Origin of the sequence: Sanguibacter sp. Leaf3 (assembly GCF_001425965.1) — a bacterium.
Classification (GTDB): Bacteria; Actinomycetota; Actinomycetes; order Actinomycetales; family Cellulomonadaceae; genus Sanguibacter; species Sanguibacter inulinus.
In genome coordinates this window covers 711852-725731 of record NZ_LMRH01000002.1, presented here as the reverse complement: position 1 = coordinate 725731, position 13880 = coordinate 711852, and the positions used below count along the sequence as shown (strand labels likewise).

Here is a 13880-nt window from a genome sequence, read left to right as displayed (position 1 = left end):
CGGCATCGGGTCGAGCCCCGAAGATGCGATTCTACGACCCGGCCAGCAGCACCGTGGACACGGAGCGCCCGGCCAGCCTCTCGCGGCCGCCCAGGCCCTCGAGCTCGAGCAGGAACGCGAGGCCGACGACCTCGGCCCCGAGCTGCTCGAGCAGCTCGGCACCTGCAGCGGCCGTGCCACCTGTCGCCAGGACGTCGTCGACGAGCATCACGCGCGCGCCGACCGGGACAGTGCCCTCGCGGATCTCGACCGTCGCCTCCCCGTACTCGAGCCCGTAGGTGAGGCTGCGGGTGGGCGGCGGCAGCTTGCCGGCCTTGCGGACGGGCACGAAGCCGACACCGAGCCTGAAGGCGAGGGCGGCGCCGACGATGAAGCCGCGCGCTTCCATGCCCGAGACGAGGTCGACGTCGTCGGGCACCAGGGCTGCGAGCCTCTCGACGGCCTCGGAGAGCGCCTTCGGGTCGACGAGCAGACCGGTGATGTCCTTGAACATGATGCCGTCGTTCGGGTAGTCCGGGACGTCCCGGACGAAGCCTGAGAGCTCGGCGTCCGACATGATGCGGGCGGTCATCGTGAACCCTTGCGACGACGCGGCTGGGCCGCGTGACCCTGGTGCGAGCCCGGGCTCAGCTGACCGACGAGCTGGATCTTGGCGTCAGGCGTCCCGGCCACGGGCTCCCCGGAGGCGTCGGTCCCGGCGGCGAGGGCCTCGCGGCGCTTCTCGAGCACGAGCGCCGTGTGCTTCGCGATCGTGGGCTCGCTGGTACGCAGCGTGACCTCGAGCGGCGTGGCGAGGAAGATCGACGAGTACGTGCCGACGGCCATGCCGATGAACAGCGCGAGGGCAATGTCGCGCAGCGTGCCGGCCCCGAGGATGAACGCACCGATGAAGAGGATCGAGGCCACGGGCAGCAGCGCGACGACCGACGTGTTGATCGAGCGGACCAGGGTCTGGTTGACGGCCAGGTTCGCGCGCTCCGCGTAGGTGCTGCGGGTCTGGTCGGTGATCCCCGCGGTGTTCTCGCGCACCTTGTCGAAGACCACGACCGTGTCGTAGATCGAGTACCCCAAGATCGTGAGGAAGCCGATCACCGTCGCCGGGGTGACCTCCCAGCCGATGAGCGCGTACACGCCCGCCGTGATGACGAGGTCGTGGAAGAGCGCGACGAGCGCCGCTGCCGCCATGCGCCACGCACGGAAGTAGGCGGACATGACCAGCCCGACGAGCACGAGGAAGACCACGAGTCCCGTGATGGCCTTCTTGGACACGTCGGCGCCCCACGAGGGTCCGATGAAGGAGCTCGTCACCTCGTCGGCGCTCACGCCGTAGGCGGAGGCGAGGGCGTCGCGGACCGCGACCACCTCGTCTTCGCCGAGCTCGGCGGTCTGGATGCGCAGGGAGGTCGCCCCGACGCTCGAGATGCGCGGCTGCTCGGTCGGCGCGACCGAGGCCACGGCGTCCGCAGCCTCCTGCTGGCTGAGGCTCGTGAGCCCGGAGACCGTGAACTCAGAGCCGCCACGGAACTCGATGCCGAGGTTGAAACCACGGGTCAGGAGCACCACGAGGCTGAGCACCACGAGGACGATCGAGACGATGTAGAACTTGCGGCGCTTGCCGACGATGTCGTACGACGTCCGGCCTGTGTAGAGGTCGTTGCCCCACTGGGCGAATCCGACGGCCATCAGAGGTTCCCGTCCTTGCGCTCGTCGGACGCCGGCGTGCCGTCGGTCCGTGTCTCGTCTGCCGACGGTGCGTCGGTCGGTGCTGTCGTGCTCTCGGGTGCCTGGGCCTGTGCCTCGTCGGCGACCGAGCCGGTCGCAGCCGGCTCGGCTGCGGTGGCCTCAGCGGGCGTCGAAGCCTCCGAGGAGGTCGTCGCAGCTGCCGCGGCGGCTGCACGACGCTCGGCGATGGTCATCGCCGGGCGGGCCGCAGCCGGAGCCCCTGCCCCGACCAGCTGCTTCTTCTTCGGGCGCTTGCCCGTGCCCTCGGCCGGGCTCTCGTCCTTGGCCAGGCTCGTCGAGCCAGCGGTCTTCGAGACTGCCGGCTGCACGACCCGTCCGCGACCCGCGTAGCGGACCCCTGTGGCACCCAGTCGGTGCGGGTCGAGGCCCGAGGCCGGGTGACCGTCCGCGAAGAATCGCGTCTTGGCGAGCAGCTTCATGAGCGGGTGCGTGAAGAAGAACACGACGACCAGGTCGACCAGGGTCGTCAGACCGAGGGTGAAGGCGAAGCCGCGCACCCCGCCGACGGCGAGGAAGTAGAGCACGACGGCCGCGAGGAAGTTGACGGTGTCCGAGGCCAAGATCGTTCGGCGTGCACGGTCCCAGCCGGTGTCGACGGCCGAGGTCAGCGAGCGACCGTCGCGCAGCTCGTCACGGATGCGTTCGAAGTACACGATGAAGGAGTCCGCCGTGATGCCGATCGCGACGATCAGTCCTGCGACACCCGGGAGCGAGAGCCTGTAGCCCTGCGTCCACGAGAGGAGCGTGATGAGCCCGTAGGTGATCACCCCGGCGAAGAGCAGCGAGGCCACGGTCACCAGGCCGAGCGCGCGGTACTGGAACAGCGAGTACACGACGACGAGGGCGAGACCGATGAGACCGGCCAGCATGCCCTTCTCGAGCTGCTCGCTGCCGAGCGTCGCCGAGATCTGCTGCTCGCTCTGCACCTCGAAGGTCAGCGGGAGCGCGCCGAAGTTCAGCTGGTTGGCGAGCGCCGTGGCGGTCTCGCGGGTGAAGGACCCGGTGATCTCCGCGCGACCGTCAGGGATGGTGCTCGTGACGCCCGGGGCCGAGATCACCTGGTTGTCGAGCACCATGGCGAACATGTTCGGCGCCTGGGTGGGGTTCTCGGTCGAGATCCAGGTGGTGTAGGTCGGCAGGGTCGACAGACGCGTGGTGACGTCGGCGAACTTGTCGGTCCCGGCTGCCGTGAAGCGCAGGTTGACCGCCCACGTGTTGAGCGTGACGCCCTGGGAGTTGACCTGGAGGCCTGAGGAGGCGCTGTCGATGTCGGTCCCGGCGATCTCCATCGGGCCGAGGATGTACTTCATCGTGCCGTCGACCGAGCAGACGGCGATCGGCGACGCCGGGTCCTTGGGGGCTGTGCCCGCGGCGCTCGAGTCGGGGGTGCAGGTCAGCGCCTGGAACTCGGCGGCGAGCTCAGGGGTGATCTGCGCGAGGTCGCTCGGGTTCGTCGGCGTCGTGGCCGCCGGAGCCGTGGGCTCGACAGCGGGCTCGGTCGGCTCGACGGCGGGGTCCGCGGGGGCCTCGGTCGCCGGGGCTGTCGCCGGGTCGGTCGCGGTGGACGCGAGTGCCGCGCCCCCGCCTGAACCGGCGGGGTCCGTCGTGGCCTCGCCCGCGGGGTCAGTCGTCGCTCCCTCGGCAGGCTCGGTGGCGGCATCCGTCGGAGCCGCCGTCGTGGGCGCGTCGGTCGGGGCGAGCGGACCGACCGCGGGGTCCTCGACCTCGCCGACGGACGGGGTGACCATCGCGAAGGAGAGGACGGGCCGGAACTGCATCTGCGCGGACTCGCGCACGAGGTCGAGGGTCGCCTCGCTCGGACGCCCCGGGAGGGCCACCACGATGTTGCTGCCACCCTGGCTGGTGATCTCCGCCTCGGAGACTCCCGAGGAGTCGACCCGCTGACGGATGATCTCGATCGCCTGGTTGATGTCCTCGGACGTCACCTCCTGACCGTCGGTCGTGACGGGCTGCAGGATGATCTGCGTGCCGCCCTCGAGGTCGAGCGCGAGCTTCGGCGTCCAGGACGCGTCAGACTTCCATGCGCCGATGCCGATGGTCGCGAAGAGGACCAGGACGATGAGCCCGAGCCCCAGGAGGGTCCGTCCCGGGCGGGAGGTGGAGCGGTTGGTGGTGGCCAACGGAGTGTCTCTTCTCGTGCGCGCACCTGGCCTTCGGGCGGCAACAGGCGCTCAGACCACGCCCCGCCCTGCCCGGGCGGGAGCGTGGGACGGGTGGGTGGGCCTACTTGCCGTTCTCGTCGGTCTTCTTCTTGTCGATGAGGCTCGAGATGTCCTCAGGGATGTCGAAGGCGCGGGCGTTCTCCGCGTCGATCTGCGCAGCGGCCTCGGCCGAGGAGCCCTCGACGACGACAGCGTCAGCCGGCGGGTCGACGAGCTTGGCGATCGCGGCGCGGAGCCAGCGGGAGGTGTTGCCCGGGGTGGTCTCGAGCGTGATCGCGTCGTCCTCGACGGCGACGATCCGGCCGAAGTAGCCCGAGCCGGTCATGACCTCCTGGCCGACAGCCAGGTTGTCCCGGAAGGACATGGCCTCTTTCTGACGCTTGCGCGAGCTACGGGTCATGAAGACCATCGCGACTGCTGCCAGCACGAGGATGAAGATCGTAGTCATGACGTGGGATCACGTCTCCGTTCTGCGTAGGGAACTATCGGAGTCTAGGCGCAGAGGCGCCCAAGTCACTAACGACCCGGGGCACCGGAAAGTGCCCAGCACGTCTCGAGGGTTCCCGCGACCCGGGCCGCGACGCAGCACCTCGCCGATCGGCTAGCCGAAGAGCGTCGCGCCGTCCGCCGGCGGGGTCAGGCCCAGGTGGGCCCAGGCCGCGGGGGTCGCGACCCGACCTCGAGACGTGCGCCCGATCAGTCCCTCGCGGACCAGGAAGGGCTCCGCGACGGTCTCGACGGTCTCGGGTTCCTCACCCACGGTCACCGCGAGCGTGGTGAGCCCGACGGGGCCGCCCCCGAAGCGGGTGCACAGCGCACGCAGGACAGCGCGGTCGAGCCTGTCGAGCCCGAGGGCGTCGACCTCGTAGACCTCGAGTGCGGCGCGCGCCGCACGCAGGTCCATCGAGCCGTCGCCGCGCACCTGCGCCCAGTCGCGGACGCGGCGCAGCAGACGGTTCGCGATACGGGGTGTCCCCCGCGACCTGGAGGCGAGCTCGCTCGCCGCCTCGGCCTGGAGCTCGGAGCCGAGCAGCCCGGCCGAGCGGACCAGCACCCGCTCGAGCTCGTCGGAGGAGTAGAAGTCGAGGTGGCCTGTGAACCCGAACCTGTCGCGCAGCGGCGCGGGCAGCAGGCCCGCGCGGGTTGTCGCACCGACGACCGTGAACCTGGGGAGGGTGAGCGGTATGGCGCTCGCACCCGCGCCCTTGCCGACGACCACGTCGACCCGGAAGTCTTCCATCGCGACGTACAGGAGCTCTTCGGCCGGACGCGCGAGCCTGTGGATCTCGTCGATGAACAGCACCTCGCCCTCGTCGAGGGACGAGAGCACCGCCGCGAGGTCGCCCGCGTGCTGGATCGCCGGGCCCGAGGTCACGCGCAGGGACGCGCCGAGCTCGGCGGCGATGATCATCGCGAGGGTGGTCTTGCCGAGCCCGGGCGGGCCGGAGAGCAGGACGTGGTCGGGCGACGAGCCACGACCGAGGGCGGCGTCGAGGACGAGGGAGAGCTGGTCGCGGACCACGCGCTGCCCCACGAACTCCTCGAGCCGGCGCGGGCGCAGGGCGGCCTCGGCAGCGCGCTCGAGGTCGTCAGCCCCCGAGCCTGTCATCCGGTCTGCCGGGAGGTCGACCCCGTAGACGTCAGGGTCGACGTCATCCACGGTGGCCGCCGAGCACCTTGAGCGAGGACCTGAGCACGACGGGGACGTCTGCCGTGGTGACAGTCGTGGCGCCCGACTCGTCGAGCACCGTCGCGATCGCGTCCTCGGCCACCTTGGCCGACCACCCGAGGCTGACGAGCGCCTGGACGACCTGCTCGCGCTGGTCGCCGAGGGCCGCCGTGGGCGCCACGCCTGCGGCGTCGAGGCCCGTCGGCTGGCCGAGCTTGTCGCCGAGCTCGAGGATCAGCCGCTGGGCTCCCTTGGCACCGATGCCCGGGACACGGGTCAGCGCCTTGACGTCTCCCCCGGCCAGCGCGCGGCGCAGACCGTCGGGGGTGTGCACGGCGAGCATCGCCAGCGCGAGCCGCGGCCCGACTCCGCTGACGGTCTGCGAGGCCTCGAAGACCGAGCGCTCGTCGTCGTCGGTGAAGCCGTAGAGGGTCAGGGAGTCTTCGCGGACCACGAGCGAGGTGGACAGCGACGCCTCGGCGCCGACCCGCAGCGTGGCGAGGGTGGCCGGCGTGGCGTACACGAGGTAGCCGATGCCGGCGACGCTCAGGACGGCACTGTCCAGACGGACGGTCTGGACGGTTCCGGACAGGGACGCGATCACGGGCTCACCGATCTGCTGGGACGAACATGTGTACGAACAACCCTAGCAACGCTACCGGGTGCCCTTCGCGCGGCGCGCCGACTGCTCGGCCGCGGCCCAGGCGCGCTGGGCCGGCGTCTGCGCGAAGCGCTCGGCCTTGTCGAGGATCGCGGAGGGTCGCCACAGGTGGCAGATGGCCAGGGCCAGCGCGTCGGCGGCGTCGGCCGGTCGCGGCACCTCGGAGAGCCCGAGGATCTGCGCGACCATCTTCTGCACCTGCTCCTTGCCGGCCCGGCCGCTCCCCGTCACCGCTGCCTTGACCTCGCTCGGCGTGTGCATCGCGACCGGGACCCCTCGGCGGGCCGCTGCGACCATCGCGAGACCGGCAACCTGCGCCGTGCCCATGACCGTGGAGACGTTGTGCTGGGCGAAGACCCTCTCGACCGCGACCACGTCAGGGGTGTGCGCGTCCATCCAGGTGTCGAGCTCGTCGGCGATCTGCAGCAGCCGCGCGTCGACGGTCGACGAGGGCGGCGACATGGCGACACCGACGGCGACCAGACGCGCGCGGCGCCCGGTCACGGAGTCGACGACGCCGATGCCGCAGCGGGTCAGGCCGGGGTCGACTCCGAGGACGCGCACGCGTGGCGTCAGTCGTCGTTCTCGAGCTCGGCCATGACCTCGTCGGAGGCGTCGAAGTTCGCGTAGACGTTCTGCACGTCGTCGGAGTCTTCGAGGGCGTCGATGAGCCGGAGCACCTTGCGGGCACCCTCGGCGTCGACCTCGACCTGCATCGACGGGTGGAAGACGACGTCGGCGGAGTCGTACTCGATCCCGGCCTCCTGGAGCGCTGTGCGCACGGGCACCAGGTCGGTCGCCTCGCACAGGACCTCGAAGGCCTCGCCGAGGTCGTTGACCTCTTCGCCGCCGGCGTCGAGCACGGCCTCGAGGACGGAGTCTTCGTCGGTGCCCTCCTTCGGGACGACGACGATGCCCTTGCGGGAGAACAGGTACGCGACAGAACCCGGGTCGGCGAGCTGGCCGCCGTTGCGCGTGAAGGCGATGCGGACCTCGGCGGCCGCGCGGTTCTTGTTGTCCGTCAGACACTCGACGAGGAAGGCGATCCCACCGGGGCCGTAGCCCTCGTACATGATCGTCTGGTAGTCGGCGCCGCCGGCCTCCTGGCCGGAACCACGCTTGAGCGCGCGCTCGATGTTGTCGTTGGGGACCGAGGTCTTCTTGGCCTTCTGGACCGCGTCGAAGAGCGTCGGGTTGCCGCTGATGTCAGCACCGCCCGTGCGGGCGGCCACCTCGATGTTCTTGATGAGCTTGGCGAAGAGCTTGCCACGCCTGGCGTCGATGACCGCCTTCTTGTGCTTCGTGGTGGCCCATTTGGAGTGACCTGACATGCCTGAGTACTCCTTGCGAACGATCGGTGCGGACGTCTTCGATGACGTGGCCGGGTCGAGCGCGAGACCGCTGCGGGCTGCGCAGGCAGCTCCCGGACGGGTCAGGGCTCGGCGCAGCCGCGCCGGACTGCGTCGATCTTACCGGGGCGAGAGCCCCGGCGTGCGCCTGGCGCGCGCCGACGGTGCTCGGCGGGGGCCCGGCGAGCCCTCGGTGGGTGCTGCGACGCGGCCCCTGCGGGCTCTCGGCGCGGTCGCGGACCCACATGTGGCTACGGCTGCACACGGCTCAGAGCGCTACGCTCGGCGGACCTGCACCCCCTGTGCGTCCGCTCGCGACGGTCTGCACCTGCACCGAGGAGTCCCATGAGCCAGCCGTACCAGCCGCCCCACCCGGGGGCGTGGCAGCCCCAGGGGCCGTACATGCCTGCCCCGCCCAAGACGTCGACCCGGGGTGCGCGCGTGCTCACCCTGATCGGCGTGCTGGCGCTCGTGGTGGCCGTGGTCGTCGGGGTCGTGGGGATCACCATGCTCCGCGACGCCGTGACCGACCCCCTCAGGCCGTCGGCAGGGTCGGTGGTCATCGCACGCGGGCCCTCGGACCAGGCGCTCACCCTCGACGCCGAGGCAGGACGGACCTATTCGCTGGTCTCGCTCGACGCGACGAGCGCCGCGGGTGTCGGCGCCACGGCCGAGGTCACCGGGCCCGACGGCGAGCCGGTCCGGGTCCTCCCCGTCGACGAGTCGACCCATCTCTCCGTCGACGGGTACACGGTCTCGCGCTTCGCCTCCTTCACCACGACCACGGCCGGCACCTACACGATCGACGTCGTCTCGAGCGTCACGCGGGACTGGGACGTGGCTGTCGCCGACCCCGGGGCCGTCGACGACCTCGCACGGGACCTCGTCGTGGGTGTCGCGCTCGTCGTCGCCGGGGTCATCGGTGCCGGGATCGGGCTGGTGCTGTCGATCGCCGGCTGGATCTGGTGGGCGGTCCGCAGGTCCAACCAGCGCAAGGTGGCAGCCGTGCAGGCCGGGGCCTACGGCTACCCGCCGCAGCGGTACTGAGACGGGAGCACCGCGCAGTCCACGCGGACTCGGAGCACTCCGCAGTCCGCGCGGGCTCCGAGCACTCCGCAGTCCGCGCGGACACGGTGCCGCCGCGGCGCACCGGCAGGACGGACCCGCACAGCACCGGTCCGTCCGCGCGAGGTGGTGCAGGCTCGTGCCGGTCAGGACGTCGGACGCCGCGGGCGGCCAGCGCCCGGCTTGCCCTTCGCAGCCTTGCCCTTCGCAGCGTCGCCCTTCGCCGCCTTGCCCTTCGCAGCGTTGCCCTTCGCAGTCGCACCGCGCTGGGGTGCGGGGGCCTTCCTCGAGGCAGCCCCGTCCGTCGAGGCCCCCCTCCCCTGCGTCCTGCCCTCGCCCCGGGTCCCGGAGTCTTCGCGGGCAGCATGCCCGACGGGCAGCTCGGGGTCCCGGGCGCCGCGCTGGCCGACGGCGCGCGCCGAGCGCAGGGCCTGACCCGCGCCTGTCGTCTTGGACGGGCGCACGTACGGGGCGACCTCCCCGACCAGCCGGGTGACGACGGCGTCACCGGCGACGACCTTCTGGGGCTTGGCCTTGATCTGGGCGAGCCGCATGAGGTCGCGGACCTCGCCCGCCTGCTCGGGCAGCATGATCGTCACGACGTCACCGCCGCGCCCGGCCCGGGCGGTGCGCCCCGAGCGGTGCAGGTAGGACTTGTGCTCGGCCGGCGGGTCGATGTGGACCACCAGCTCGACCTCGTCGACGTGGATGCCCCGCGCCGCGACGTCCGTCGCGACGAGCACCCGCACGATGCCTGACGTGAAGGCGGCGAGGTTGCGCTCACGGGCGTTCTGGGCGAGGTCGCCGTGCAGCTCGACCGCGGGGATCCCCTGGGCCGTGAGGATCTTGGCGAGGTTCTTGGCCTGGACCCGGGTCCGGGTGAACAGCACGCGTCGGCCGGTGCCCGAGGCGAGGCGCGCGACGACAGCGCTCTTGTCTGCGGGGTCGACGGCGAAGACGTGGTGCGTCATGGCGGCGACGGGCGAGCGGGCGCTGTCGACCGAGTGGACCGCAGGGCGGACGAGATACCTGTCGACGAGCTGGTCGACGTCTCCGTCGAGGGTCGCGCTGAACATCATCCGCTGGCCGCCCCGGGGCGTCTTGTTCAGCAGGCGCCGCACGCCGGGCAAGAACCCGAGCTCGGCCATGTGGTCAGCCTCGTCGAGGACCGTGACCTCGATGGTGTCGAGCGTGAGGGCCTTCTGCTTCAGCAGGTCTTCGAGACGCCCGGGGCAGGCGATGACGATGTCGACGCCCCCGTTGAGCGCCGAGATCTGGCGCTTGGGCGTGACGCCGCCGTAGATCACCGTCGTGACGAGGCCCGCTGCCCGGGCGATCGGGGCGACGGTCGCGTCGATCTGCTGCGCGAGCTCCCGCGTGGGGCAGAGCACGAGGCCGCGGGGCCGACGGACCGCCTGCTTGGTGCTCGACGCCGCGAGTCGCGTGACGAGCGGGAGCGCGAAGGCGAGGGTCTTGCCCGAGCCCGTGCGGCCGCGGCCGAGCACGTCGCGGCCCGCGAGGGTGTCCGGGAGCGTCGCGACCTGGATCGGGAAGGGGCTGTCGAGGCCCTGGCGCGCCAGCTCGTCGCGCACGGCGACGGGCAGGGCGAAGTCGTCGAAGCTCGTCATGTCAGGGTGCCTCTCGCGCCCGCGCCGGAGCTGGACGCCAGGCGTCCTGCCCGACCGGGGTGGTGTTCAGGGGTCGGGCGCACACTAGTCCCGCTCGAGACCTATCGCGCGCACCACGCCGTCCCAGCCGGCGAGGAGGTCGTCGACGATGTCGGGCAGGTCCCGCGGGAACACCTCGTCGGTGGTCGCGCGGAGCTCGGTGGTCGTGAGCCAGGCCATCTCGTCGATGAACCCGGTCTCGATCTCGGTCCACCCGTCGCGGACCAGGCGCCCGTCGTGGGTGAGGCGGACGAAGAAGAACTCTTCGTGCTGGAGGCAGCTCTCGCGGGCGAAGTCGAAGATCGCCGACCGCGTGACGACAGGACCCACGAGGTCCTCGGGCGCGACCCGCAGACCGGACTCCTCGAAGACCTCACGGACCGCAGCCTCGTGGGCGCTCTCCCCAGGGTCGATGCCCCCGCCGACGGTGAACCACCAGTGGCGTGAGGGCTCGTCGGCGTCGTGGCCGCGCACGACGAGCACGCGGTCCTGGTCGTCGACGAGCAGCACGCGGGCCGCGTGGCGGGTCCGCATCCCGGTCGGTCCCACAGACCAGCCGGCGTCGAGCTGGACGCTGCGCTCCTGCGCCGCGACGAGCGCAGCCGCTGCGGCGTCCAGGGCGTCAGCAGGCTCCGGGGCAGCCCGGAAGTCTGACCGGTCGGCCCCGGGGGTGGCGTCCTCAGGCACCCGTCGTCGCCCCGGGGACGGCGCGTGGACGGCGCAGGGCCGGGGGCCAGCTGTCGTCGAGCTCGACGGTCTGAGGCATCGACGCACGTCCGGCGAGCCGCACGGCTCGGACGAAGACCTTGGCGCGCATCCGCTGAGCCTGGTCGACGGCCTCGTTGTGGAAGCGGCGGGCGAGCTGGACGCGGTACCAGGCCCCGGCGAGGGCGTCGAGGAGCGGTTCGGCCTCGGGGAGCGAGTAGAGCTCGTCGACCTCGTCTGGGTCGTCGAGGACAGCCCGCAGCGTCGAGGAGAGCGCACTCTCGGCCTGCGACCTCTCGTCGCCGAGGTCACCGTCGAGCGCGCGGGACACCGTGCCACGAGACGGTCCGCGGCCGGCGCGCCCGTCGGCGTCAGGGGCACGGACGAGCGGCTCGAGGTCGGGGACGGCGACGGCGAGCTCGCGCTCCCCGGCGTCCGAGCCTGACGACGCCTCACGGGCTGCCTCGAGGAGCAGCACCGAGCTGACAGGGTCGAGGACCCCTGAGGTCGCGATCTCGGTGGCGACGGCCGAGCGCCGGAGCAGCTGGGCGTCGAGGGCGAGCCTGGAGGCGACCACCTTGCGGTGCAGCCTGTCCAGGCGTGTCGCCGAGACCCACACGAGCCAGCCGAGCACCAGCACGACAGCCACGACGATCACCGCGGTCTCTGACCAGGTCATCGGGTCACCTCCGTCCAGCCGCCGCGTCGTCGCAGGCTGAGCGACGACGGGTCTTCTTCCACCCCACCGAGGGCGCGGGACGCCTCGAGGACCATCTCGTACACGGTGAGCACCTGGCTCGTGACGGTCGACCAGTCGTACTGGCGGACGGCGACCGACGCGAGTGCCGTGCGCCGTGCCCTGTCCTCGGGGTCGGCGAGGGCCGCCAGGACCGTGCGGGCGAGGTCGGCGCTGTCGCCCACCCGGAACACGTAGCCGGCGCGGCCGCCGTCGAGGACACGCTCGAAGGCTCCGAGGTCGCTCGCGACGACGCACGCGCCCGCGCTCATGGCCTCGACCAGGACGATGCCGAAGCTCTCTCCGCCGGTCTGCGGGGCGATGTACAGGTCGACCGACGAGAGCAGCGCGGCCTTCTCCTCGTCGGTGATCGACCCGAGGAACTCGACCGACGCGGCGTGCTCGCCGAGCTCGGCGAGGGCTGCGTCGCGGCCGTCGTCGCCGCGGCCGGCGACCAAGAACCGCGCACCCGGGATCACGCGGAGGATCTCGGGCACAGCCCGCGTGAGGACCGGCAGTCCCTTGCGCGGCTCGTCGAGACGACCGAGGAAGGCGATGGTCGGAGCGTCCGGGGTCCCCGTCCAGCGGGGGTCGGCCTCGGCGTCCTCGAAGGTGTCGACGTACACGCCGTTGGGGATCACCACGGCGTCCCCGCCCATGTGCTCGACGAGCGTGCGGCGGGCGTCCTCGGACACGGCGATCCGTGCGGAGATCTTCTCGAGGCTCTGCCGCACGAGCGGGTACGCAGCCTGCAGGGCGCGGGAGCGGATCAGGGCCGTGTGCATGGTGGCGACGATGGGGCCGCGGGCGATCCACAGCGCGAGCATGCTCAGGCTCGGTGTCACGGGCTCGTGCAGGTGGAGGACGTCGAACTCCCCCTCCTTGAGCCAGCGGCGGACCTTGGCAGCCGTGCGCGGGCCGAAGGTCATCCGCGCGACCGAGCCGTTGTACTTGACCGGGATCGCCTTGCCGGCCGACGTGATGTAGTCGGGGATGGGCGTGTCGTCGTCGGCCGGGGCCAGCACCGAGACGCTGTGGCCCTGGGCCATGAGGGCCTCGGCCAGGTCACGGATGTGGAACTGGACTCCGCCCGGGACGTCGAAGGAGTACGGGCAGACGATGCCGACCCTGAGGCTTCGCGTGGTCATCAGCTCTCCGACTTCTGCACGGTCTGTGCGTAGCGTGCGGCATCGAGGTCCTCGACGAAGACCTTCTGCAGCATGTGCCAGTCCTGCGGGTGGGCGCGGATGTCGTCGCCCAGGTCGTCGACCCACCGCTGGGTGACCGCCTGGATGCGTTCCTTGGTGCTGCCCTCGGTCGGCACGTCGATCGTCGGGTGGAACCTGATGACGATGCCCCACGGGGTGCCGGCCGCGGCGCGGCGCGCCCCGGTCAGCCGTTCGTAGTAGATGCCGGCGGCCACGAGCGGTGCGCCCGTGGAGACCGCGAGGGCCGCGGGTCCGACGGCGACCCGGGCGCGGGTGCCGAGGTAGTCGACCTCGACACCGCGGTGCGACAGGTCGCGGTCGGCCAGCAGGCAGATGATCCTGCCGGGCTTCTGGGCGGCGCGGAGCAGCGAGCGGAAGACGCCAGGGTCTCCTGCGGTGAGGATCTCCATGCCGAGGGCCTCGCGGAAGGCCTTGAACTCCTCGTACAGCTCGGGGGGCTCGAGACGCTCGGCGACGGTGAGGACCGGGGCGATGTGCTGGCTCGCGTAGACACCGGCGAGGTCCCAGTTGCCCTGGTGGGACAGCGCGACCACGGGGGTGATCCCCTGGCCGACGAGCTCGCGGACCTCGTCGTAGCCGACGACACGGACCCGGGCCTCGACCTGCTCGGGCGTCGCGTGCCGCATGACGAAGGCCTCGCCGTAGTAGCGCATGTACGAGCGCATGCCGGCACGCGCGAGCCTGCGGAGCTCTCGCTGCGAGGCGTTCGGGCGAGCGCGGGCGAGGTTGCGCGTCAGCTGCTGGACGCCCCCGGTGCGCAGCAACCAGGTCACGTCTGCCGCGGCGACAGTCACGGCGCGCAGCACGGGCGCCGGGACAGACCCGGCGTGCTGCCAGGCGAGGTGGAAGAGCCGACCGGCGTCGAGAGCCATG

The 13880-nt window shown here is 71.7% G+C and carries 14 protein-coding genes; 1 reads left to right on the top strand and 13 read right to left on the bottom strand.

From position 1 onward, the window contains the following. Positions 1–31: 31 nt before the first annotated feature. The 8 genes from ASG53_RS10680 to ASG53_RS10645 all read right to left on the bottom strand — a co-directional run bounded on the left by ASG53_RS10680 (position 32) and on the right by ASG53_RS10645 (position 7587). Entirely contained in the window at positions 32–571 is a 540-nt protein-coding gene (locus ASG53_RS10680) for an adenine phosphoribosyltransferase (protein WP_056132547.1), read from the bottom strand. Further along, positions 568–1683, bottom strand: a complete 1116-nt coding sequence (secF, locus tag ASG53_RS10675) for a protein translocase subunit SecF (RefSeq protein WP_056132545.1) — start codon at positions 1681–1683, stop codon at positions 568–570. Before secF ends, ASG53_RS10680 begins: the two co-directional genes overlap by 4 nt. Continuing rightward, on the bottom strand, positions 1683–3884 hold the full coding sequence (secD, locus tag ASG53_RS10670; protein WP_056132542.1) for a protein translocase subunit SecD: 2202 nt from the start codon (positions 3882–3884) through the stop codon (positions 1683–1685). Before secD ends, secF begins: the two co-directional genes overlap by 1 nt. A gap of 103 nt (positions 3885–3987) precedes the next feature. Beyond that, positions 3988–4374, bottom strand: coding sequence for a preprotein translocase subunit YajC (yajC, locus tag ASG53_RS10665; RefSeq protein WP_056132537.1), 387 nt, complete (start codon positions 4372–4374; stop codon positions 3988–3990). Between the two features lie 153 nt (positions 4375–4527). Further along, positions 4528–5535: a Holliday junction branch migration DNA helicase RuvB gene (gene ruvB, locus ASG53_RS10660; RefSeq protein WP_056134104.1), complete on the bottom strand. Its 1008-nt coding sequence runs from the start codon at positions 5533–5535 to the stop codon at positions 4528–4530. 43 nt (positions 5536–5578) lie between these two features. Next, on the bottom strand, positions 5579–6199 hold the full coding sequence (gene ruvA, locus ASG53_RS10655; protein WP_056132535.1) for a Holliday junction branch migration protein RuvA: 621 nt from the start codon (positions 6197–6199) through the stop codon (positions 5579–5581). 51 nt (positions 6200–6250) lie between these two features. Further along, positions 6251–6820 carry a crossover junction endodeoxyribonuclease RuvC gene (gene ruvC / locus ASG53_RS10650; protein ID WP_056132532.1) on the bottom strand — a complete coding sequence of 190 codons (570 nt, stop codon included), beginning with the start codon at positions 6818–6820 and terminating at the stop codon, positions 6251–6253. Between the two features lie 8 nt (positions 6821–6828). Further along, entirely contained in the window at positions 6829–7587 is a 759-nt protein-coding gene (locus ASG53_RS10645) for a YebC/PmpR family DNA-binding transcriptional regulator (RefSeq protein WP_056132529.1), read from the bottom strand. Positions 7588–7950: 363 nt separating this feature from the next. Between ASG53_RS10645 and ASG53_RS10640 the strand changes: the two genes are divergently transcribed. Further along, positions 7951–8652, top strand: a complete 702-nt coding sequence (locus ASG53_RS10640; protein WP_056132526.1) for a hypothetical protein — start codon at positions 7951–7953, stop codon at positions 8650–8652. Positions 8653–8816: 164 nt separating this feature from the next. On the opposite strand, the gene ASG53_RS10635 is transcribed toward ASG53_RS10640, so the two are convergent. The 5 genes from ASG53_RS10635 to ASG53_RS10615 form a co-directional block, all read right to left on the bottom strand. Then, positions 8817–10298: a DEAD/DEAH box helicase gene (locus ASG53_RS10635; protein ID WP_082543973.1), complete on the bottom strand. Its 1482-nt coding sequence runs from the start codon at positions 10296–10298 to the stop codon at positions 8817–8819. 84 nt (positions 10299–10382) lie between these two features. Then, entirely contained in the window at positions 10383–11024 is a 642-nt protein-coding gene (locus tag ASG53_RS10630; protein ID WP_235533904.1) for an NUDIX hydrolase, read from the bottom strand. Beyond that, positions 11017–11721, bottom strand: coding sequence for a hypothetical protein (locus ASG53_RS10625; protein WP_056132524.1), 705 nt, complete (start codon positions 11719–11721; stop codon positions 11017–11019). The genes ASG53_RS10630 and ASG53_RS10625 overlap by 8 nt, the downstream gene beginning before the upstream one ends. Further along, positions 11718–12926, bottom strand: coding sequence for a glycosyltransferase family 4 protein (locus ASG53_RS10620; protein WP_056132521.1), 1209 nt, complete (start codon positions 12924–12926; stop codon positions 11718–11720). The genes ASG53_RS10625 and ASG53_RS10620 overlap by 4 nt, the downstream gene beginning before the upstream one ends. Beyond that, positions 12926–13879 carry a phosphatidylinositol mannoside acyltransferase gene (locus ASG53_RS10615; RefSeq protein WP_056132519.1) on the bottom strand — a complete coding sequence of 318 codons (954 nt, stop codon included), beginning with the start codon at positions 13877–13879 and terminating at the stop codon, positions 12926–12928. Before ASG53_RS10615 ends, ASG53_RS10620 begins: the two co-directional genes overlap by 1 nt. Between the last annotated feature and the right edge of the window lies 1 nt (position 13880).

Excerpts from the sequence above, each read along its gene's own strand:
- ASG53_RS10680 (WP_056132547.1), bottom strand. The coding sequence starts at position 571 with ATGACCGCCCGCATCATGTCGGACGCCGAGCTCTCAGGCTTCGTCCGG.
- secF (WP_056132545.1), bottom strand. The coding sequence starts at position 1,683 with ATGGCCGTCGGATTCGCCCAGTGGGGCAACGACCTCTACACAGGCCGG.
- yajC (WP_056132537.1), bottom strand. The coding sequence starts at position 4,374 with ATGACTACGATCTTCATCCTCGTGCTGGCAGCAGTCGCGATGGTCTTC.
- ruvB (WP_056134104.1), bottom strand. The coding sequence starts at position 5,535 with ATGACAGGCTCGGGGGCTGACGACCTCGAGCGCGCTGCCGAGGCCGCC.
- ASG53_RS10645 (WP_056132529.1), bottom strand. The coding sequence starts at position 7,587 with ATGTCAGGTCACTCCAAATGGGCCACCACGAAGCACAAGAAGGCGGTC.
- ASG53_RS10640 (WP_056132526.1), top strand. The coding sequence starts at position 7,951 with ATGAGCCAGCCGTACCAGCCGCCCCACCCGGGGGCGTGGCAGCCCCAG.
- ASG53_RS10635 (WP_082543973.1), bottom strand. The coding sequence starts at position 10,298 with ATGACGAGCTTCGACGACTTCGCCCTGCCCGTCGCCGTGCGCGACGAG.
- ASG53_RS10625 (WP_056132524.1), bottom strand. The coding sequence starts at position 11,721 with ATGACCTGGTCAGAGACCGCGGTGATCGTCGTGGCTGTCGTGCTGGTG.
- ASG53_RS10620 (WP_056132521.1), bottom strand. The coding sequence starts at position 12,926 with ATGACCACGCGAAGCCTCAGGGTCGGCATCGTCTGCCCGTACTCCTTC.
- ASG53_RS10615 (WP_056132519.1), bottom strand. The coding sequence starts at position 13,879 with ATGGCTCTCGACGCCGGTCGGCTCTTCCACCTCGCCTGGCAGCACGCC.